Raw genomic sequence first — 21,024 nt, forward strand, 5'->3', positions numbered from 1 at the left:
TCAATATTTTTTAAAACCGTGCGTTCTGCGTTGAATAGCGCCAATACACGTTACCTTTACAGTTAACTCGGCTCAGGCACCCTCACGGCACATGGGAGATTCCGCTTAGTGCTGCTTTGTTCCCAACCTGACACGATTCGCAGATTCCCATTGCGTAAGACCCAAACTTCAACGCCACTTATAAAGGGCAGCTATACCAGCTTAAACCCGCGGCAGAACATCACCCCTACTAGAGCGGATTGTAGGTACAGGGCACCGCTAACGCCCCGGCTGCACGGTTTTTTAAGTATACTGTTTTTTCGGGTATTTGTCAATAAACCCGGCGCATTAACTTCTCTTCCTTGTTGCGCACCCGCAGCTCCTTAAAAAATGCAGTCAGCATATCGCTGCATTCCTTTTCCAGGACTCCGCGGGTTACCGTCGCCTGATGGTTGAACTGGGGAGTTTCCAGAATATTCAAGATGGAACCGCCGCAGCCCGCCTTAGGATTCATGCTCCCCATGACCACCTCGGGAATGCGCGCCTGAACGATAGCCCCTGAACACATCTGGCAAGGCTCCAGGGTGACATAAAGCGTACATTCTTCCAGCCGCCAGTCGCTGATTTTTTTGCTGGCTTTTTTGATAGCGGTAATTTCCGCATGTGCGAGAGCCGTCTTATCCGTATTACGCCTGTTATATCCACGCCCAATAATTTTGTTTTCGTGAACAATGACACAGCCGATAGGAACTTCTCCCAGCGCATATGCCTTTTTTGCTTCTTTCAGCGCTTCTTTCATATATTTTTCATGTATATCCATAATAATCACACTAACCCCTGATTCCTGCTTTTTAAATCCTGCCTCATCAAGTATAATATAAATATATAAAAAATAGCAACCCATATGCGTTACTGGAAACGAAGTGAACAGTAACGCATGATAAAGAGGATAAAAAATGATACGAATTCACGGCTTAAATAAAACCACCCTTTTAGACTACCCGGGACATGTGGCAGCGACGATATTTCTTGGAAGATGCAATTTCAGATGCCCTTATTGCCATAATGGAGGTCTGGTTCTTGACCCTGACAGCCAGCCGCTTATACCTGAGACGGAAGTGCTCTCCTTCCTGAAAAAGAGAATCGGAATACTGACTGGCGTATGTATCACTGGCGGTGAGCCTACGCTGGAGCCGGCACTTTCACAATTTATATGCAACATCAAAGAGCTTGGCTACTTTGTAAAGCTGGACACCAACGGCTACAAGCCGGAGGTCATCGAGAAACTGCTGGAAGAAAACCTCCTCGACTATATTGCCATGGATGTAAAAAACAGTTTGGAAAAATACGGCCAAACTGTGGGTGTAGAGCACATCGACACGGGAAAAATAACAAAGTCCATCCAGGTTATTATGAACAGTTCCGTTCCCTATGAGTTTCGGACCACCGTAGTAAAGGAATTCCACACGAAACAAGACCTGTTCGCTCTTGCGGAAGAAATAAAAGGTGCAAAAGCCTACTTCCTCCAAAGCTACAAAGACAGTGAACAAGCCATTCAGCAAGGCTTTCATGCTTATGAAAAAGAAGAACTGGAAGAGATTGCGAAGGTGCTGCTCCCAATTATCCCCAATATAAAACTCAGAGGAATAGACTGACAATATTACTATCGATTACAAGGGCTCACACGGCTCCGGGCGCGTAAGACCTTGTAATCGATGTTCAGTAATACTCTCGCCTGATTCGTCCCGTAAATCCATAATCAATAATGACAGGCCGTCCATCGATAACTCCCCAGTTATCGGGCCTGCACAAATCACTCACCAGCAAATTATATTTACGTGGAATATAATTTAAATTATTCAACCGAAACAGATCCTTATTATTTTCCACGTGATAATAAGAGCGAATGACAGCAAAGTTATGGATAGGTCCGGCCTTCTTCATAACCAGACATCGTCCATCCCCTGCTGCATGAAGAACCTTTGCAAAGGTATCCGACTCGTCCATTCCGGAGATCATGCACTCCACCTCATTCTGTGCATATCCCTTCACATTTATGGCTACCTTAACCACAGTATCATTTCCCAAATCAAAAACTTTCCTCCCCGACCCTTCTCCCAACATAGGATAGTCACCAATTCTTAAATGTTCATCTATTTTATCAAACCCAACAAATCCATCCATAAGAAAAGACATCTCCGTCATACGAATTTTGTAATAAAAACACGTATATTATTATAATATGCTCCTCCACCCCCAAAGCCACCCTAACCCCGCCGGCATCGACACACACTCTTTTTCATTTTGGGAGGAACAATTTGAAAACCTTGGCGAGGAAAGAAGAGGAGGGAAGAAGATTTCAAGCGATTTTATGCTACGTAGCCGAGACAATCCATTGGCTCGGCGCAGTGTCCGGCATAATCAGAGCGCGAAACTTCTTCCCTCCTCTTCTTTCCCCTCACAACCCCTTCTTCCAATCCCTCCCAAATCCAAAAATAATACACCTTTTTAAAAATCTGTTATCTGTAATAAATGCTATCTGGGTAATATACTTAGATCAGTTAATATGATTACACAAAACAAAGGGAGGATTACAATGAAACGAAAATTACTGGTAACGTTACTTACCACAGCCATGACGATCAGCATTCTTGCAGGCTGCGGCAGCACTACCTCTACTGAAGCTACAGCTCCTGCGGCCGACACTGCTGCGGAAGAAACAGCGACCCCTGCAGAAGAAACAGCAGATACGGCGGACGACACAGCATCTACAGAGCCCGTTACACTGAAGGTTTTCTCCAACCTTCCTGATAGAAAGAACGGTCAGGGATTGGTGGAACAAATGATCATTGACGAATATACGGCGGCTAACCCCAATGTAACCATCGAGGTGGAAGCTCTCGATGAAGAAGCATATAAGACGAAATTCAAAGCATATGCTATGGATGGTATGCCGGATGTAGTGAGCATCTGGGGACAGCCCTCCTTCTTGGACGATGTGCTTAACGCAGGCGTTCTCGCAGAGCTGAATGAAGCGGATTATGCGGATTACGGATTTGTTTCCGGATCTCTGGACGGCTTTAAGAAAGACGGAAAGCTCTATGGACTTCCGAGAAACACAGATATTATGGCCTTCTATTACAATCAGAAAATGTTCGAGGATAACGGCTGGAAGGTGCCTGCTACCTACGACGAGCTATTGGCATTAGCGGATGATATCAACGCGGCAGGCATTGTGCCGGTAGCTATGGACGGAGGAGACGGATGGCCGATGGCAATTTACCTCACAGACCTGATCGTGAAGATTAACGGCACTCATGGCGATATTGTTTCCGAAGCTATTGCAAACGCTGATTTTTCCAATCCGGTATTCAAGCAGGCGACAGAACTTTTTGCACAGTCGGCTCAGGCAGGATTATTCCAGACAGGATATGATTCTCAGGACTACGCGACGGCAATGAATCTTTTCACCAACGGTCAGGCGGCGATGTTCTACATGGGAAGCTGGGAATCTTCCATGGCTCTCAACCAGGACATCAGCGAAGACATCCGTACCAATATCAGAGCGTTCACCATGCCTGTAGTTGACGGCGGCAAAGGTAAGGCTACCGATATCGCAGCATGGAATGGCGGTGGATACGCGGTTTCCGCAAGCTCCGAGGTGAAGAATGAAGCAATCAAATTCTTAAACTACTTATATCAGCCCGATAAGTTATCCAAGTACGGCTGGGAAAATGGTGTGGGTATGTCCGCTCAGGACCAGACTGCTTACATGAGCGGCAGTGAGACTGATTTGCAGAAGCAGTTCATGGATATTCTGAATAACGCTACCAGCGTTTCCGGAACACCAATTAATGATTGCGGACCTTCTGTATTTAAGACAGTGATGGAAAGCGAGATCCAGAATGCTTCTAACGGAACGACAAGCGCAGAAGATTTCCTCACTTCCATTGGAAATGCCTGCAAATAAAATAGACAAACGGTAAATATCGGGTTGGTGCATAAAGAATGATTCCTCTTCATGTGCCAACCCGATTTAATAAAAAAATAATAACATTAAAAGTTCAGATAAGGATCGGAGGAACCTAAATGCAAAAACTATATAGCAATAAAATGGTGATATTTTCCCTGGTATTGCCCGGATTGCTGGTATTTCTCTTTGCGATACTGGCTCCCATCTGCCTAAGCGTATATTACGGTTTTACATCGTATACAGGAATGGGTCAGGCGGAGTGGATTGGATGGGAGAACTATAAGACGCTTTTACGCGATGCGAACTTCGGGCGTTCCCTCACGAACTCCCTTCTTCTTGCCATAGGTTTTATTTTTATCCAGCATCCCATTGCTATAATAGTTGCGGCTGTTCTGGATAAATTGCAGGGAAAGGCGGAAGGGATATTTCGCTGCATTTATTTCATACCTAATGTTATATCCGTAGCCGTTATCGCTTATCTTTGGAAATTCATTTACAACCCGGATTTCGGCTTGCTGAATAATGTGCTGAAAGCATTCGGCTATCAGGGTAAAATCAACTGGTTCAGCAACGATACGGCGATCTGGTCCGTGTTGGTAGTACTCATCTGGCATGGCTTCGGCTGGGGCATGTTGATTTATTATACCGGAATCAAAAATATCGATCCCGTTCTATATGAAGCAGCATCCATTGACGGCGCAGATCAAGTATCCACCTTTTTAAGGATCACCTTGCCTCTCATGAAGCCCGTCATTCAGGTAAACGTGACTATGGCTATTATCTCTGCCTTAAAGCAGATGGAGACCGTATACCTGCTTACCAACGGAGGGCCGGGCAACAGTACGCAGTTTGCGGCGAACTACCTATACCAGCAGGCATTCAAGGCCTTCCGCTATGGCTACGGCAATGCAATCGGCGTGGTATTCATTATCATTTGTCTACTGGTAACGGTATTTCTGAATAAAGCATTCGCGGACAAAGAACCGGCATATAAAGGAGGCTGATACATAATGAAAGAAAAAAAGACGATAGGAAGTACAGTAAAAAGAACTTTCTTATGGGTTATCCTCATCGCGGTGGCGGTCGTGCAGATATTCCCGCTGATCTGGCTGTTGGATTTCTCTCTTGCCAGCAGCAATGAAATGTTTACCACAGGGCTTTTGATCATACCGAAGAAAATCCAGTGGGGCAATTATGTGAAAGCCTTTGTTGACGGACATTTTCTTCTCTATTTGAAAAATAGCATATTAATTAACGGACTTGCCGTTTTGCTGGTTATTCTCATTTCCATCATGGCCGCCTTCGCCTGCAAAAGAATGAAGTGGAAGCTTGCCGGAACGGTAAAGACACTTCTGCTTATCGGTATGATGATTCCTATCCATGCGACGCTCCTTCCTAACTACAAGATATACAATGCGGTAGATCTGACGGATACCATATGGGCGCTTCTCATTCCCTATGTGGCTTTTTCGCTGCCGCAGGGCTTATTCCTTATGACCAGTTTTTTAGAAGCGGTGCCCGTGGAGCTGGAGGAAGCGGCGGTGGTGGACGGCTGCGGTATTTACCGCATCGTATTCGGTATCGTGACACCCCTTCTTAAGCCCTCTATCGCAACGGTAGCTATCATGACCTTCTTGAATAACTGGAACGAGTTCATGATGGCAAGCACCTATTTAAGCTCGCCCAAGTGGAAGACTCTTCCCTTCTCGGTATTAGAATTTACCGGGCAATATTCCTCCAATTATGCGGTGCAGTTCGCAGTCATGTCGTTGACGGCAGCGCCTGCGGTCATCGTCTACATTCTTTTGAACAAACACATTACAAAAGGGGTAGCCATGGGAGCGGTAAAAGGATAAACTAGAGGGAAGGAAAACGGAATACATTCCTTAAAACCGGCAGCAGTATAGGAAAGCCGCCGGGGCTTGAAAGGATAATGGCAAGCATCATGATTAGAATAAAAGAAATGTTGATGAAAAGAATCGACCGCCTGACGGTATATTTCAATATAAGGCAGAAAATTATATTCTATGTGTATCTGGTCATCAGCCCGATACTGATATTGATTACTACCTTTATTCTGATCAGTAATTATAAAGATACGAAGAATCAGCAGATAGAAGCCGATAGCAACGTGGTAAGAAGTCTGGATAAGAGCATCGGAGTTATCCAGACAGAATTATCCGACTTATCGGTCTATATTTGTATTAACAGCGATATAGGCGCCATTCTTACAAACGGTCGTCCGGAGGAGCTGAACGAGGACTCCAGGCTGTGGTATAACAGAGCGCCCATGAAGATTATTCAGGACATCATTGCTCTGAAGGGCTATATCAAGACTATGGCCATTTACCCGGAAAACGGCGTGAACTCTTATCTGCGATGCATCGATTCCAGCGTACACCTTTCGGATATCGAAGCGGTAAGGCAGACTGATACCTATAAAAAGGCGGTGGAAATGAAGGGGGACATAGTCTGGAAGCGTGTAAGCCAGGGAAGCGGCAGCATCTATCAGGCCAACTATGCGGATAAGATCGTGATGTGCAGAGAAATCTTCGATATGTCCAAAAAAGAAAAGCTAGGCTATCTGGTACTTGGTGTCAACGAGGAAAAATACATCGATTTATGTAAAAATGCCATTCAGCAGGAAAATGAAGGAATCGTTATCCTGAGCTGCGAGGGCAGTGAACTGACCCGCTACGGCACGGTGGACGAGAAAATTCTTTCCTACATATCCAGCGAGGAATACCTGAAGCAGGACCATAAGAAAAGAGCCGTTTATTTCGAGCATGATTCCTACAACGTATTTTGCAGCCAAGAGCAGAAAAAGGGTGTTATCGTCTGCAAGATGGTGCCTAAGAGTAACAGCGACAAACAGCTTAACAACATTATCATAACTCCTATTTTAATGCTTATTGGAATGCTTGTGGGCCTATGGCCGCTTCTGGAGCTGATTTCCAACATCATTTCCAGACCCCTGCAGCGCCTCTGCGTAGCTATGAACAAATTCCAGGGAGGCGATTTCAACCAGCAGGTGGCGGTGGAATCCCGGGACGAAATAGGGGAAGTGACCGCCTGCTTCAACCAGATGGTTTTATCCATAAAGGAATTGATCGACCGCAATTATGTCATGGCGCTGAAAGAGAAAGAGAGTGAACTCAGTGCCCTTCAGGCTCAGATTAACCCACACTTTTTATACAACACGCTGGATTCTCTTTACTGGCGTACTCAAAGCGAGGGCAACGATGAGCTGGCAGAGGACATTCTGGCTCTTTCCCAGCTTTTCCGTCTGGTACTTGGGCAGGGTAAGGGTATCATTCCTGTAAGAATGGAAAAAGAGCTTATTGCTAATTATCTTCACATACAGAAAATGCGCTTCAATAAACGTTTGAAATTTGAAATCAATATAGACGAGGACATCATGGAGGAATTCATTCCCAAGCTCATTCTGCAGCCCTTCGTGGAAAATGCTATCGTTCATGGCTTCGAGAACTCGGAAAAGGGAGGCTTTCTTAAAATAACCGGAAAGCGTCAGGAGAATAATTTGGTCTTCTCCATCCGGGATAACGGGATCGGAATGACTGAGGAACAAATTGCTGCTATTTGGAACGTGGAGGACTCAAAGCGCTATGCGGGACAGAGAATCGGCCGTTACGCAATCAAAAATGTAAGAGAGAGGCTGGAACTAAAATATCGGGAAGATTTCAGTCTGATGATTACAAGTCGTCCCTCCGAAGGCACTGAGGTCACTATCGTTCTGGGAGGGTTTGGCACTAACATGAACTGAAGGAGAAATTTATGGGAATAAAATTACTGGTGGTGGATGATGAAGATAACATCCGCAACGGAATCTCCAATTACATAAGGCTCCACAGTGACCGCATCGACCGCATATATACCGCATGCAACGGGCAGGAAGCCATCGACTTGATCCTGCGTTATCGTCCGGAGCTGATGCTTCTGGACGTTCAGATGCCTGGAAAGGATGGGCTGGAGGTCATGAAAGAGGTAGACGCACTGGAGCTTCTTCCTGTCACCATTATTTTAAGCGGCTACGACGAATTCAGATATGCCCAGACCGCTTTGAAGTATGGAGTAAAGGAATATGTACTCAAGCCTTGCCGTTCCACAGAGATACTCCGCCTCGTCAACGAAGCCGTAGATTCGGTCATCGGGAAGGAGAAGAAGGAAAGCGTCAGAGAGGATGTGACCGATAACCATCTTGTTAACCGGGCAGTGGAATATATCAAGGAGCATTATAACGAGAACCTCACTCTCGCCGGTGTAGCGAATCAGGTGGATATTACGGCGAGCTATCTATCTGCTCTCTTTTCCAGCAGTATGGATTGTTGTTTTGTGGATTATCTGAACGGAATCCGGGTGGAGCACGCCTGCTTCTATTTAAAGCAGAACCGGCTGAAAATATACGAAATCGCCTTTAAGGTAGGATTCCATGATGAGAAATATTTTTCCAAGGTATTCAAGCGGGTAAAAGGGATGTCTCCTGCCCGGTTCAGAAAGGAGGGAGAGGCGGAGGAAATCATGTGAAGAAGCTTCACAAAACACCTTACGTGATGATACCATCGTTTGACAAGGTCTTACGCGCCCTGAACCATAAAACACATTAATTGTAAGAAGTGCACAAAGGGACAAACGTATATACCTATATTTTAGGTAAAAAACTTTGTTAGTATTGCCGATATTGTTAATATTGACAGCTAAATCTTTGAATGATACAATTAGTTTAACGTTAAACCAATAAAAACTATTTACATTCAACATAGAATAGGCTTTAAAAGGGCATTTATACAAATATGATGTAAGAAAATGTAAAAAAATATAAATTATTTAAGTTTAACGTTAAACCATAAATGTAATTGAAGAAGGGAGAGCAAAATGAAGAAGAAAGCAGTAAAAAGAATTTTAGGTATTGTATGCTGTATGACATTGTCGATGTCTATGCTTGCCGGATGCGGCAGCGCGGATCAGACGACAGCTACGGAAGCGACGCAGGAAACTACGGCGGCAGATGAAACAAAGACTGAAGCAGAGGCGCAAGAGCCTGCGGAAGCACAACCGGTGGAAGTAACCCTCGGAATCTGGCCGGAGGATACCCTGGCGGACGATATCGCAATGCACGAAGGTTTTGTTGAGACGATGAAAACGAAGGATCCGAATGTTACATATACCCCGGCTTATTACAAATATGCCACGGACACATTCATGCCTATGGTAGAATCCGGCAACTGTCCTACCGTATTCGAGTCATGGTTCACGGAGCCTCAGAAGCTGATCGCCAGCAAGGCGGTAGCTAACATAACCTCTGATTTGGAAGAAAAGGGATGGCTGAATTCCATGAATCCTTCCATTAAGGAATTATTGTCCGATAAGGACGGCAACATCTACGGTATTCCCCGTGACGGTTATGCGCTTGGTCTTATGCTGAACGTAGAGCTTTTTGAGGAAGCAGGTCTGGTGGATGCGGATGGTTATCCGCTTTATCCTAAGACGATGGATGAACTGGCACAGGCAGCTAAGACCATCAAAGACAAGACCGGAGCAGCAGGCTTTGTATTGTTGGCGAAAGACAACGCAGGCGGATGGCATTTTTCCAATATAGCATGGAATTTCGGTGCTACGCTCTGTATCGATAACGGCGACGGAACCTTTACCTCCAACTTGAATTCTCCGGAAGCGATCGAAGCGATGGAGTTTGTGAAGTCTTTGAAATGGGATTATGACGTGCTTACCGCAGATCCTACCAATGAAGACTGGGGAACGGGCTTTACACAGCTTGGAACCGGCAATGCGGCTATGTATATTGCGGCCAACGATGCGGTAAACCAGCCTACACAGGTGAACGGACTTCCCGTAGACAAACTGGCAATGTGCGCGATTCCGGAAGGCCCCGGCGGTCAGTATTCCTTATTCGGCGGTACTCCTTATATGTTCTCTAAGGATGCGGCTCCGGAACAGATCGGTGCAGCTTTGGATTATATCGAAGTAATGGGCAAAGGCCCCTCCGTATCGGAAGATGCGATAGCTGGTATGCAGGCAGACGCTGAGAATAAATCGGCCGCAGGAGTTCCGGTTATTCCCAGATTCCCTTGCTGGACCGATCAGGCTATCCTGGATGCGGAAGCAAAAATTATAGAAGAGTACGGCAATGTGGATACAAAGATGTTCCAGCCTTACTTCGATGCTACCTCCTCAGAAGGTCTTCGCTCGGAAGAGCCTGGATTAACGCAGGATATGTACGGCGAGCTCACCAAGGTGTTACAGTCCGTTATTACGGATAAAAATGCCGATGTAACGGCTCTTATGAACACGGCGAACGACAACTATCAGAAGCTTCTTGACGATACTTATTCAGCAAACTAAAGGAAATATAAAGGGAAGGTATTAGCATATAGCATAAAAGCATGGAGAAAGCCGTGAATAGCGGTTTTCTCCGGTTTATATGATGGGAGTTCCCTACAAAAAGCGAGGAGGTGTTTCGCATAATGCGCAAACGTAAATCATTTAAAAAAAGAGACTTACTGGGCTGGCTTGTAATGCTTCCTACATTGTTGCTATTTGCTTTTTATGTATGGGAGCCGCTGTTGGAAAATGTCAGACTTTCCATGTTCAGCGCAATCAGATATGAGCTGCAGGAATTTGTCGCCTTTGACAATTACATAAAAGTAATCAACAACCCGGATTTCATAGCGGCATTTAAGAATACGTTCAGCTATACGCTATGGTCTTTAGTCATAGGATTTCTGGTGCCCATCGCACTGGGTATTTTAATTTCAGAGACCGTAAGGTTCAAAGGTCTTTTCAGAGTAGGAATTTACTTTCCCAACATTGTCCCCGGTCTGGCGACCGTATGGATTTGGAGCTTTTTCTTCAATCCGGGCAAGACGGGAGTTTTGAATATAATTTTATCGAAGTTCGGAATCGATCCTCAGCTTTGGCTGACCAATCCCCACTGGACGATTCCTCTTATTATCATTACCCTGACATGGAAGAGTGCCGGAGCTACCGCCCTCATCTATATGGCGAACATAAGCAGTATCAGCCCTGACCTGTATGAGGCGGCTACCATAGACGGTGCGGGCATCAGGCAAAGGATCAGGCATATTACCCTGCCCAGTGTATTTTCACTGGCGAAGACGCTGTTACTGCTGCAGATCATATCGGTGTTCCAGATTTTGTATGAGCCCATGGTTATGACAAACGGCGGGCCGAATAACGCCAGCATTTCGCTGATGATGCTCATGTATCGCTATGCGTTCCGCGACTTTGACTTCCCCGCAGGCGCAGCGCTGTCCGTCATGATTTGTATCGTGCTTATCATACTCAGCGGTATTTATACGGCAGCAACGAAAAAGAAAGAAGATTAGGAGGGAGAGGATATGCTGTTTCAAAGCTATACAAATAAAAAAGATGGTGCTATCAGAAGCTACGATATAAAATCTCCCAAGGTAAAAGTCCTTGCGGCTGTTATATTGCTGGTGTGCTTTTTAATTGTCCTCATCTGCGTGTTTCCTGCACTCTGGGTCATGCTGGCGGGATTTAAGGATATCAAGGAATTTACGAGGAATGCTACTATCTGGCCTACCTCCTTTGATTTTGAAAAGTTCAAGGTTACATGGAAGGCTTTCAAATTCGGAAAATATTATATCAATTCGGCGATTGCCGTAGGCGGAAGTACCATATGTGCCGTTATTTTCAACGGACTTTTGGCTTATGGATTTGCGGTGCTAAAGCCTAAGGGCTATAAGATCGCATGGGCGTTAGTTATGTGGAGCCTGCTCATTCCGGCAACCACCAGTATCGTAGCTGTGATAAGAAATATAAGCCTCATCGGATTCAAGGGAAGCTTTGTCCCGATTTGGCTGGCTTTCGGTGCAAATGCGTTCTATGTAGTATTGTTTAAGGAATTTTTCGAAGGGCTTCCGCCGGAGCTTTTGGAGGCCGCGAGGCTGGACGGCTGCGGCGTACTTCAGGTGTTCATAAAGATAATGCTGCCTCTTAGTAAACCCATTATCATGGTAGTTGCTATATTTGCGGTTACCGCGGCGTGGTCGGATTTTCTTTTCCCATATCTTGTGCTGAACGGCTCAGGAAAAGAAACGGTTATGGTGAAGCTCTTCGCTTTCAAAGATACGCCTACGGATGCGGTGAGCGTTTTGCGGGCAGTAGTATTTTCTATCATACCTCCTACCATATTGTTTGCGGTTTTCCAGAAGCAGATTACTGACAGCGCGGCGGCTGGTGCCGTAAAGGGATAGGAGACAGGTGGAAATATGGCTAAATTTGCGGATAAATATTTTCTTGCTGACGCATGGAAAATTATAGAGGATGGATTTGATCCGGAGTACGGCGAGGTGGCGGAGTCGGTATTCTCCCAGGCGAATGAATATATGGGAGTGCGCGGCTATTTCGAGGAGGGCTATACCGGTGCGCATATGCAGGGAAGTTATTTTAACGGCATATACGAGGAGAAAAAACAGGGAAGCCAGGGATACAAGGGTGTGGTCGATACTACGGAATTCATGGTGAATTCCGTGGACTTCCTTTATACGAAAATAGATCTGGATGGGGAAGCTCTTGATATCGGCAGCTGTAATATAAGTTCTTTCAAAAGAATTCTTGACATGAGATCAGGCCTGCTCACCCGTTCTTTCTTATGGGAGACCAAAAGCGGAAAGAAAGTGGAGTTAGTCTTTGAAAGACTTCTTTCCATGAAGAAAAATAAAATAGCAGTACAGAGAATAACATTGAAGGCATTAGATTTTGATTCAGATGTGACAATTGTGTCAGGGTTAGACTTTGGCACCGTGCACCAATCGGCAAAGGAAACCCTTTGGAAGTGCAGCGGGCAGGAGTGCGAAGGCTCTCATTTGGCGATTATGGGTGAGACGATGCGAACCGGACAGCACGTATATTCCTCCTGCCTGATAGATGCGCAAAACGGCAGGGAGTCTGCGTTCTCATCGATCATCGAAGAAAAGAGAGTTGCCAGAGAGCTGGTAATAAGGCTTAACCGAAATAAAGCGGTTATCGTAACGAAAAAAATATATAACGCGGTGCATAAACACGGGAACACCAATGACTTTTTAGCGCGGTGCGAAAGCGGGAAAAAAGAGCTGGAGGGCATAAGCTTTGAAGAGGTGCTTCAGGACAATATCCGCTGGTGGGAAAATGTTTGGAAGAAAGCGGACATTACCATCGAAGGGGACGAGTGGAACCAACAGGGCATCCGTTTTTGTATCTTTCAAATGTTTCAGACCTATCACGGAGCGGGAAACGGTACGAACATCGGAGCCAAGGGGTTGACCGGAGAGGCTTACAACGGGAATGCTTTCTGGGATACGGAAACGTACTGCCTGCCATTCTTTCTGTTCAATGATGTGCAGGCGGCTAAGAATCTGCTTATGTTCCGTTACCTGACGTTAAAGGAGGCGAAGGAGAGGGCGGCGGACTTGGATTGCAAGGGCGCTTTCTATCCGGTAGCTACCATAAGCGGAAGAGAATGCTGCAACCTCTGGCAGCATGCGAGCTTACAGCTTCAGGCATCCACCGCGGTGGCATACGGCATATGGTTCTACGAGAAGCTGACTCAGGACATAGAATTTCTTATGGAATACGGCATGGAAATGCTCATAGAGATATGCAGGATGCTGGCGGACAGAGGAGATTTTACCGAAGATAGGCAGAAGTTCGGATATTATGGGGTTATGGGGCCAGACGAGTTCCAGATGATGGTGAACAACAACTGCTATACCAATTATATGGCGAAGTTCACATTTTCCTACACACTGTCTGTTTGTCAAAGACTGAAAGAGGAACGTCCGAAGGAGATGGAAGCGCTTTGCCTGAAAATGAGACTTACCGGAGAGGAATGCCAGGCCTGGCAGGCGATGGAGGAGAACATGTTTCTTCCCATAGATGAGAAGACGGGGATTTACGAACAGCACGAGGGATATTTTAAACTTCCTCATGTGGAAGTGGACCGTATACCCGTAGAAGAATTTCCGCTCTATAATCATTGGTCTTATGACAGAATTTATCGCAATGACATGATTAAACAGCCGGATGTACTGATGTTCATGCTTTTGTTCAATTCCGCCTTCGGGGAGGAAACGCTCCGGGCTAACTATGAGTTCTATGAACCCCGGTGTATTCACGAAAGTTCCTTATCGCCGTCGGTGCACTCCATTTTGGCATCGCAGCTTAAGAAGCACGAAGAGGCTTACCGTTTCTTTCAGTTCGCCACGAGAATGGATCTGGACAATTATAACCGGAACAGCAGCGAAGGGCTGCACACCACTTCCATTGCAGCTGCCTGGATGAATATCGTCTATGGCTTCGGCGGTCTTCGTTCGGATGGGGAGAACATCAGTCTTTGCCCTACGATGCCGAAGCAGTGGAGGGGCTATTCCTTCCGTATCGGTTATAAGGAGGACGTCCTTTTAGTGGAAGTAGATGAGGAAAAGATATGCTTATCCACTTTGGGGGGGAAGGCCATCGATATCGATTTATATGGAAAATTGGTCGTAGTAGGAGGAGAACGGAAGGAAATCCCGGTTCCCGCTGAATGGAGAGGATAGAGGAGATGGATTGGAATATAAGGAAAAAGGGACACGACCATGAGGAGATCACATGGTCGGGCAACCGCTTTTTGACAGGCAATGGATATATGGGAATCCGGGGAACCTTGGAGGAATACCGCAAGGAACAGCTTGCTGCGGTGAATCTGGCTGGAATATACGATAAGGTAGGAGATGGCTGGAGAGAGCCTTTGAATGCGCCAAACGGCTTATATACTTACTTGAAGGTGGATGGAATCCAGTATAGACTGCCGGAAAAGGAGCCGCTGAAGCATGAATGTGAGCTGGATTACCGCCATGGATTCTTCAGACGTAAGACGCTCTGGAGAACGCCAAGAGGAAACGTGACGGTAAGGAGCGAGAGGTTTGCGGATGCAGCAAATGTACATAGAATTGGAATGCGCTATACCGTTACGGCAGATTTCCATGCGGAGGTGGAAATCATAACGGGAATAGACGGCGACGTATGGGATATCCATGGCCCACATTACGACGCGATAGAGTTTCAGGAAAAAGACGGCGTGCTGAGTGCCGAGGCAATTACCCATGAGAAGGGGGACAGCGTATGGGTATCCGAACGCTGCACATGGAATTTCCCTGCGGAGGTAAAGCTTAAGCAGGAGGAAAAGGCGATTCTTCGAAGAATTATCTTCGTGACGGACGGTGATACGGATTATATCGTGGACAAATGGGTGAGCGTCTATACAAGCGCGGATATTGACAGCAATGAAAAAAGCTGTCTTACTGATGGATATGAAGAGGCAAAAAAGAAACATATGGACTGCTGGGAAAAGAGATGGGAACACTCCGAGGTGTACATCGAAGGAGACGATGCGGCCATGGAAGCGCTGAATTATTCGCTGTACCATCTGCACTGCATCGCTCCGCGCCACAAGGAGGGCTTATCCATAGCGGCGAGAGGGCTTTCGGGACAGACCTATAAAGGAGCGGTATTCTGGGATACGGAAATGTTTATGCTGGACTTTTTCCTGGATACTGAGCCGGAGGTTGCGAAAAGCCTTATGAAATACCGTATTGATACCTTGTCCGGAGCGAGAGAAAAGGCGAAGCAATACGGATATGAAGGAGCTTTTTATGCTTGGGAGAGCCAGGAGGGCGGATTTGATGCGTGCAGCGATTATAACGTGACGGATGTATTTACCGGCCGTCCCATGCGGACTTTTTTCCGGGATAAGCAGTATCATATTTCCGCAGCGGTAGTATATGGAATCATGCGGTATACGGAAATGACGGGAGACTATTCGCTGTTAAGAGCGGGAGGAGCTGAGACTGTTCTGGAATGCGCTAAGTTTTACCACAGTCTGCTGTACAAGAAAGTAGGCGGGGAGAGATATGAAATTCTCGACTGCATCGGCCCCGACGAATATCATGAGAGGATTAACAATAACGGCTATACCAATCGTATGGCGAAATATACCTTCGAAAGCGCGGTGAAGACGCTAAAGCTGCTTATGGAAGAAAAGCCTGGAGATTATAAGGAGGAAGCGGACCTTCTCTCCTTGGAGGCGAAGTATAAGGACGCAGCAGAGAAGATATATATTCCACAGCCGGATGAAAATGGAATCATAGAACAATTTGAAGGATATTCCAACCTCGAGAACGTGACGGTTAAGGAGGTGCGGAAACGACTGCTCCATGAAAAGGAATATTGGGGAGGGGCTTACGGTATAGCATCCCATACGAAGGTAATCAAGCAAGCGGATGTGGTAACGTGGCTGAATTTATTTCCGGAGGATTTTTCAACAGATATTTTGGAGAAGAACTGGAACTATTATGAGCCCCGCACGGAGCATGGCTCTTCGTTAAGCGCCTGCATGTATGCCATACTGGCATGTCGTCTCGGAATGCCGGAGAAGGCCTATCCTTTTTTCTTGAAATCCGCCGCCGCAGATTTGGCTGGAGGAGGCAAGGAATGGGCGGGCCTGGTCTATATAGGAGGTACTCACCCGGCAGCAGCAGGGGGCGCCTATATGACGGCAGTCAAAGGCTTTGCAGGAGTATATATTGAGAACGGCACAGTAAAAGTAAAGCCCCATCTTCCGGATACATGGAGGAAGATGAGGTTTCAGATTCATTATTTAGGAAAGGAATACCGGATAGAGATTACGAAGGACGAAACGTCCGTCCTTCCTATGTGAGCAGAGAACGTACGCTTTCGCGTAAGGCTAATGAGGTGGGCAGGATGAGGTGGTCCTCTTCTGCCTTATTTCCTTCTAAGAGCTGAAGCATCATATTTACGGCAAGGCGGCCTTTCAAATTGATGTCCTGATGGACCGTAGTGAGGGGCGGCGTTACCATTTGGCATAGACTGATGTCGTCGAAGCCTACGATAGAAATGTCATCGGGAATCCGTCTGCCCTGCTCTCGCAGGCCGGTCATAATCCCGGCAGCCATAACGTCGGCAGTGGCGACTACGGCAGTAATATCCGGATGACGGCAAATATCCTCGCTCACTAAGCGGCAGGAGGCAATATCCATTTCCTGAACGAAGACAAGAGACTTGTCGAAGGGAATATTCGCCTCGGTCAAGGCAGCTTTATAACCGAGAAAACGCTCCTGAAGAACTCCGCCGTCCTTGATATCGGGAGAAGCGAAGGCAATTCTTCTATGACCGTGCCCGGTCAAATATTTGGTAATGTTATAACTGCCCTTGAAGTCCTCAAGACCTACGTTGCATAAGGTATTCTGGTTCGTATAGCTGTCGATAAGGACGATGGGAATGTGGAGGTTCGACAGCACGTCGAAGAAATGATCCTTGAATATACCGGTAAAAAACAACCCATCCACATTCCAGTTGCGCAAAAATGCCAACAGCTCCTCGGAGGTCTCGATGGTGCGCAGCATTAAATAATATCCGTTTTCTCTAAGCGCTTGTTCAATGGCGCCGATAGAAGCGGAATGAAAAGGGTCTTCCATAAAATTGGAATCCTTGCGGGTGATGACGTGATTCACGAAGCCTATCACCTTGGAGGAGTTAGACACGAGGGAACGCGCCGACATATTGGGAATATATCCCAGTTCCTTAATTGCGGTATTGATTTTTTCTATAGTGTCCGCGGATACCCGGTTATCCTTGCCGTGTATCACATTGGAAACGGTGGTGCAGCTCACCCCGGTAACGCGGGCAATGTCTCTTATTGTAGCCATATGCGACGACCCTTCTATAATTTCTTAAGTTAATTAAGGTTTAACCTTAAACTAATTCGATTTTAACATAAAAGAAATAAAAAAACAAACGGTAAGAAAGGCATGGTTATTCATATGATTAAAGGCGTTATTTTTGATTTGGACGGAGTGCTTGTATCCACGGATGAACTGCATTATAAGGCATGGAAAAGGTTAGCAAAGGAAATCGGTATCTCCGATTTTAAAAGAGAGGATAACGAGAAACAGCGGGGAGTAAGCAGAATGGAATCCTTGCAGATCGTTCTCGATAAAGGAAATAAAAGCTATACGGAAGAGGAGAAGGAGGAATTTGCTGAGCGTAAGAATAATTATTATAAGGAAATGCTTAAGGAACTGGACGGCAGCGCTGTTTTGCCGGGGGCGCTTGAGACCGTTAAGCTATTAAAGGAAAAAGGAATCATGACCGCGGTAGGCTCAGCGAGCAAGAATGCGCCTGACATTCTGGAAAAAATAGGATTGCTGACTTATATGGATAAGATAAGCAGCGGCCTGGATACCACCCGCTCCAAACCGGATCCTGAGGTGTTTCTCGTAGCGGCGGATAAGCTGGGACTTCCTCCGCAGGATTGTCTCGTGATAGAGGATTCTGCAGCGGGCGTTCAGGCGGCGAAGGCGGCAGGTATGAAGGCACTTGGCGTAGGGCCGTATTACTTTAGTCTGGGGGCGGATTATGAGGCTGAGAATCTGGCGGTTTCCATTAACTGGGAGAGTATACTTAACGAAGTGTGAAAAATTTGGGGGTTCCGCATTGGAAGTTGAACGAGGAGGGAATTTATGAAGAATAAAAAACGGGTTTGGGCGGTTATGCAGATAGTTATTGGCATGGTGTTTGCGGTTGGAATTTTGGGGACGGCTATGGATATCGGACTTAAGAAGAAGGAGAGTACGGAGGAGAAAATATTGAAAGAATCTGCTTTGGTTTTGTATGAGGGGCCTAAATCCTTAAAGGACGCTTCGGAAGAAGATTTGAAGAATACCTCGGAGAAAGGACGGGATATGGCGCTTATGCACTGTACGGATACGAAGGTGCGTATAAACGGGTATGAGTGTTATGTATATGACACTAATGTCAATCATACGAGACAGTGGGTGGCGAACTATCTGCCGCCCTTGTCCAGGACGCCGGTGGCTTGTTTCGATTTCGAAGGCGCAGCGAAGATAGAAATCGAGGTACCGGGGCGAGAAATTGATTCTGTTAAGGTCAGTCCGCTTTCTGCCGGGATAGAGGCCCAAATCGATAAAGAGGCGCATACGGTAAGTTTCTTGGTGACGAAGCCGGATAATTATACGGTTACTTTCAACGATGCGCCGGAACGTGCGGTACATATATTTGCAGGAAGCATAGAAACGGATAAGCCGGATATTAACGATGAAAAGGTCATCTATATAGGTCCCGGCGAATGGAATATAGAATCTATCATGCCGGAGGACGGACAGACAATTTATCTGGCCGGCGGCGCGGTAGTACATGGAGTGATAAACGCTAACTATGGGAAAGATATCACGGTTATGGGAAGGGGTATTATCGACTGCTCCGACCTGGGCGGCTGGAAGGGAGCAGAAGCGTATATTCCGCTGAAATTCGACCATTGCAGCAATATTAAGATTAAGGATGTTATCGTCTTAAATCCTAACGCATGGGTATGTCAGGCATTTGATTCCGAAAGCGGAGAAATTGACGGAGTGAAAATTATCTCTGCGAGGCCCAACGGCGACGGGATCAGCCTGCAATCATGCAAGGATTATACCGTATCCAACTGCTTCATACGTTCGTGGGATGATTCCCTCGTAGTGAAAAATTACGATGGAAATACCGAAAATATCCGATTTGAAAATATACAGCTGTGGACCGATCTGGCGCAGTCCATGGAGATTGGATACGAAACCAACAAGGGGCAGATGGAAAATGCAACGATAAAAAATGTGACATTTCAAAATATCACGGTTCTGAACAATTTCCATAAGCCTGTAATATCCATCCACAATGCCGATGATGCGCTGGTGACGGGAGTGATTTTTGAAGACATCGTAGTGGAGAATGCCCAGATGGGAAGCGGGGATGGTGACGAGATGCCTTACTTGATCGATATGCATATTGCTCAGAGCGATAACTGGTCCAGTACCAAGGCAAGGGGGACCATTGAGGATGTAATCATAAATAATGTGACAGTGTTGTCAGGAAAAGAATGCCCTTCCAGGATCAAAGGCTATGATGAGGAGCATAAAATCAAAAATGTCCGGATTTCCAATGTGGAAGTTCTCGGTAAGAAGATTAGGAGTTTTGAGCAGGGCGGTTTCCAGATAGATGAAGCGACAACAGAAAATATAAGTATATCAGAGGGAGAATGACGGCATGAAAAAAGGAGGAATCATAGTACTTGCCCTTATGTTGGTATCGTGGGCAGCTCTTTTCATTTACGATATGCGTATCGGTGAAGGAGAGGAAGTGAAGATGCCTGAGGCAAACGTAACGGTAGTAGAAGCCCCTGAACAATCAACCCCTATGGAGCATGAAGCTTTTATAAAGGAGGAATATGTTTCGCAGGTGCCGGAGGGAGATAACCTCGCATTGGAGGGTAAGATAGATGCAAGCAGCTTTGCGGACGTCTACGTACCGAAGAAGGCCATTGACGGCAAGACGGCCGGCCCCTCCTATTGGGAAGGGGAAGGGAATAACTACCCCAATATCCTCACTTTGGAGTTATCTCAGCCAGCCAGCATCCATGGCATAAGGGTAAGCCTGTGCCCGCAGAAAATATGGGGAAAGCGCACGCAGGAATTCGCAGTGAGAATAAGCGGGGACGGAGTGAACTACGAAGAGCTGTTTCCTCTTCAGGCTTACGACTTCGACCCTGACAGGGGAAATGAGGCAATAATTAATTTTGAAGAGACGGATGCGAAGTACATAGAACTGGAATTTACTTCCAATACAGGGGGTGCAGGGGCACAGGTGGCGGAATTTGAGGTATATGGATCGTATCGGTGAAATGTTAATTTTTTTTAATTTTTACTTTATAAATGCTTGCGAAAGTTTATAGCTTTTTTAAGAACTATACACACGGAGGACACATTTTTCCTTTAAGATGTACTTAGATGGTTGAAGAACTCACTATTTGAATTCACTATCTCCCCCCTCATAAGAAAATATAAGAAAAAGCTCCGCGTAAGCGGAGCTTTTTCATCTTATAGGAAAGTATCTCCTATAAGATAAAAGCCCTTCGGGCAGGATGCGCAGCTACGCGCGGAACAAAGGCTGTGCTGTAGAAGTAT

At 46.1% G+C, this 21,024-nt stretch carries 18 protein-coding genes and 1 other RNA gene; 15 read left to right on the plus strand and 4 right to left on the minus strand.

Annotated features, from left to right (window positions below; all coding sequences use genetic code 11):
• Window positions 1-16: 16 nt before the first annotated feature.
• Both ffs and tadA read right to left on the minus strand, forming a co-directional pair.
• Window positions 17-278, minus strand: an RNA gene (gene ffs, locus V6984_RS01155) — signal recognition particle sRNA large type.
• 32 nt (window positions 279-310) lie between these two features.
• Window positions 311-799, minus strand: coding sequence for a tRNA adenosine(34) deaminase TadA (tadA, locus tag V6984_RS01160; RefSeq protein WP_342757998.1), 489 nt, complete (start codon window positions 797-799; stop codon window positions 311-313).
• A gap of 139 nt (window positions 800-938) precedes the next feature.
• Here tadA and V6984_RS01165 point away from each other — a divergent pair, with 139 nt between their 5' ends.
• Window positions 939-1,634 (plus strand): anaerobic ribonucleoside-triphosphate reductase activating protein, encoded by a 696-nt coding sequence (locus tag V6984_RS01165; RefSeq protein WP_342759917.1) that lies wholly within the window; start codon window positions 939-941, stop codon window positions 1,632-1,634.
• 64 nt (window positions 1,635-1,698) lie between these two features.
• On the opposite strand, the gene V6984_RS01170 is transcribed toward V6984_RS01165, so the two are convergent.
• Window positions 1,699-2,163: a hypothetical protein gene (locus V6984_RS01170; RefSeq protein ID WP_342757999.1), complete on the minus strand. Its 465-nt coding sequence runs from the start codon at window positions 2,161-2,163 to the stop codon at window positions 1,699-1,701.
• 134 nt (window positions 2,164-2,297) lie between these two features.
• Here V6984_RS01170 and V6984_RS01175 point away from each other — a divergent pair, with 134 nt between their 5' ends.
• The 11 genes from V6984_RS01175 (at window position 2,298) to V6984_RS01225 (ending at window position 16,706) form a co-directional block, all read left to right on the plus strand.
• Entirely contained in the window at window positions 2,298-2,549 is a 252-nt protein-coding gene (locus V6984_RS01175) for a hypothetical protein (RefSeq protein ID WP_342758000.1), read from the plus strand.
• Between the two features lie 26 nt (window positions 2,550-2,575).
• A complete protein-coding gene (locus V6984_RS01180; protein WP_342758001.1) occupies window positions 2,576-3,949 on the plus strand; it encodes an ABC transporter substrate-binding protein in 1,374 nt (457 codons plus the stop codon).
• A 119-nt stretch (window positions 3,950-4,068) separates the two neighbouring features.
• Window positions 4,069-4,956, plus strand: a complete 888-nt coding sequence (locus V6984_RS01185) for a sugar ABC transporter permease (protein ID WP_342758002.1) — start codon at window positions 4,069-4,071, stop codon at window positions 4,954-4,956.
• 6 nt (window positions 4,957-4,962) lie between these two features.
• The gene (locus V6984_RS01190) at window positions 4,963-5,808 is read left to right on the plus strand and encodes a carbohydrate ABC transporter permease (protein WP_342758003.1); all 846 of its coding nucleotides are present in this window, start codon (window positions 4,963-4,965) and stop codon (window positions 5,806-5,808) included.
• Between the two features lie 89 nt (window positions 5,809-5,897).
• Entirely contained in the window at window positions 5,898-7,736 is a 1,839-nt protein-coding gene (locus V6984_RS01195) for a sensor histidine kinase (RefSeq protein WP_342758004.1), read from the plus strand.
• An 11-nt stretch (window positions 7,737-7,747) separates the two neighbouring features.
• The gene (locus tag V6984_RS01200; protein WP_342758005.1) at window positions 7,748-8,497 is read left to right on the plus strand and encodes a response regulator transcription factor; all 750 of its coding nucleotides are present in this window, start codon (window positions 7,748-7,750) and stop codon (window positions 8,495-8,497) included.
• A 348-nt stretch (window positions 8,498-8,845) separates the two neighbouring features.
• Window positions 8,846-10,330, plus strand: a complete 1,485-nt coding sequence (locus V6984_RS01205; protein ID WP_342758006.1) for an ABC transporter substrate-binding protein — start codon at window positions 8,846-8,848, stop codon at window positions 10,328-10,330.
• 122 nt (window positions 10,331-10,452) lie between these two features.
• Window positions 10,453-11,334 carry a sugar ABC transporter permease gene (locus V6984_RS01210; RefSeq protein WP_342758007.1) on the plus strand — a complete coding sequence of 294 codons (882 nt, stop codon included), beginning with the start codon at window positions 10,453-10,455 and terminating at the stop codon, window positions 11,332-11,334.
• Window positions 11,335-11,346: 12 nt separating this feature from the next.
• A complete protein-coding gene (locus V6984_RS01215) occupies window positions 11,347-12,225 on the plus strand; it encodes a carbohydrate ABC transporter permease (protein ID WP_342758008.1) in 879 nt (292 codons plus the stop codon).
• A gap of 15 nt (window positions 12,226-12,240) precedes the next feature.
• A complete protein-coding gene (locus V6984_RS01220) occupies window positions 12,241-14,547 on the plus strand; it encodes a glycoside hydrolase family 65 protein (RefSeq protein ID WP_342758009.1) in 2,307 nt (768 codons plus the stop codon).
• Entirely contained in the window at window positions 14,535-16,706 is a 2,172-nt protein-coding gene (locus V6984_RS01225; protein ID WP_342758010.1) for a glycosyl hydrolase family 65 protein, read from the plus strand. The genes V6984_RS01220 and V6984_RS01225 overlap by 13 nt, the downstream gene beginning before the upstream one ends.
• Here V6984_RS01225 and V6984_RS01230 read toward each other — a convergent pair.
• On the minus strand, window positions 16,699-17,715 hold the full coding sequence (locus tag V6984_RS01230; RefSeq protein WP_342758011.1) for a LacI family DNA-binding transcriptional regulator: 1,017 nt from the start codon (window positions 17,713-17,715) through the stop codon (window positions 16,699-16,701). The two genes, V6984_RS01225 and V6984_RS01230, sit on opposite strands and share 8 nt — an antisense overlap.
• Window positions 17,716-17,817: 102 nt before the next feature.
• Here V6984_RS01230 and pgmB point away from each other — a divergent pair, with 102 nt between their 5' ends.
• From pgmB to V6984_RS01245, 3 genes are read left to right on the plus strand one after another with little or no spacing between them, the layout of a single operon-like run.
• The gene (gene pgmB / locus V6984_RS01235; protein ID WP_342758012.1) at window positions 17,818-18,483 is read left to right on the plus strand and encodes a beta-phosphoglucomutase; all 666 of its coding nucleotides are present in this window, start codon (window positions 17,818-17,820) and stop codon (window positions 18,481-18,483) included.
• Between the two features lie 45 nt (window positions 18,484-18,528).
• Window positions 18,529-20,103, plus strand: a complete 1,575-nt coding sequence (locus V6984_RS01240) for a glycosyl hydrolase family 28 protein (protein ID WP_342758013.1) — start codon at window positions 18,529-18,531, stop codon at window positions 20,101-20,103.
• Between the two features lie 4 nt (window positions 20,104-20,107).
• Window positions 20,108-20,740, plus strand: a complete 633-nt coding sequence (locus V6984_RS01245) for a discoidin domain-containing protein (RefSeq protein ID WP_342758014.1) — start codon at window positions 20,108-20,110, stop codon at window positions 20,738-20,740.
• Window positions 20,741-21,024: the final 284 nt, after the last annotated feature.

It is taken from the genome of Kineothrix sp. IPX-CK, from assembly GCF_039134705.1.
GTDB lineage: Bacteria > Bacillota > Clostridia > Lachnospirales > Lachnospiraceae > Kineothrix > Kineothrix sedimenti.

What these genes read in the sequence shown, in the direction of transcription:
- tadA (WP_342757998.1), bottom strand. Translation starts at nt 799, where the DNA reads ATGGATATACATGAAAAATATATGAAAGAAGCGCTGAAAGAAGCAAAA.
- V6984_RS01170 (WP_342757999.1), bottom strand. Translation starts at nt 2,163, where the DNA reads ATGGATGGATTTGTTGGGTTTGATAAAATAGATGAACATTTAAGAATT.
- V6984_RS01180 (WP_342758001.1), top strand. Translation starts at nt 2,576, where the DNA reads ATGAAACGAAAATTACTGGTAACGTTACTTACCACAGCCATGACGATC.
- V6984_RS01185 (WP_342758002.1), top strand. Translation starts at nt 4,069, where the DNA reads ATGCAAAAACTATATAGCAATAAAATGGTGATATTTTCCCTGGTATTG.
- V6984_RS01190 (WP_342758003.1), top strand. Translation starts at nt 4,963, where the DNA reads ATGAAAGAAAAAAAGACGATAGGAAGTACAGTAAAAAGAACTTTCTTA.
- V6984_RS01195 (WP_342758004.1), top strand. Translation starts at nt 5,898, where the DNA reads ATGATTAGAATAAAAGAAATGTTGATGAAAAGAATCGACCGCCTGACG.
- V6984_RS01200 (WP_342758005.1), top strand. Translation starts at nt 7,748, where the DNA reads ATGGGAATAAAATTACTGGTGGTGGATGATGAAGATAACATCCGCAAC.
- V6984_RS01205 (WP_342758006.1), top strand. Translation starts at nt 8,846, where the DNA reads ATGAAGAAGAAAGCAGTAAAAAGAATTTTAGGTATTGTATGCTGTATG.
- V6984_RS01210 (WP_342758007.1), top strand. Translation starts at nt 10,453, where the DNA reads ATGCGCAAACGTAAATCATTTAAAAAAAGAGACTTACTGGGCTGGCTT.
- V6984_RS01215 (WP_342758008.1), top strand. Translation starts at nt 11,347, where the DNA reads ATGCTGTTTCAAAGCTATACAAATAAAAAAGATGGTGCTATCAGAAGC.
- V6984_RS01220 (WP_342758009.1), top strand. Translation starts at nt 12,241, where the DNA reads ATGGCTAAATTTGCGGATAAATATTTTCTTGCTGACGCATGGAAAATT.
- V6984_RS01225 (WP_342758010.1), top strand. Translation starts at nt 14,535, where the DNA reads ATGGAGAGGATAGAGGAGATGGATTGGAATATAAGGAAAAAGGGACAC.
- V6984_RS01230 (WP_342758011.1), bottom strand. Translation starts at nt 17,715, where the DNA reads ATGGCTACAATAAGAGACATTGCCCGCGTTACCGGGGTGAGCTGCACC.
- pgmB (WP_342758012.1), top strand. Translation starts at nt 17,818, where the DNA reads ATGGTTATTCATATGATTAAAGGCGTTATTTTTGATTTGGACGGAGTG.
- V6984_RS01240 (WP_342758013.1), top strand. Translation starts at nt 18,529, where the DNA reads ATGAAGAATAAAAAACGGGTTTGGGCGGTTATGCAGATAGTTATTGGC.
- V6984_RS01245 (WP_342758014.1), top strand. Translation starts at nt 20,108, where the DNA reads ATGAAAAAAGGAGGAATCATAGTACTTGCCCTTATGTTGGTATCGTGG.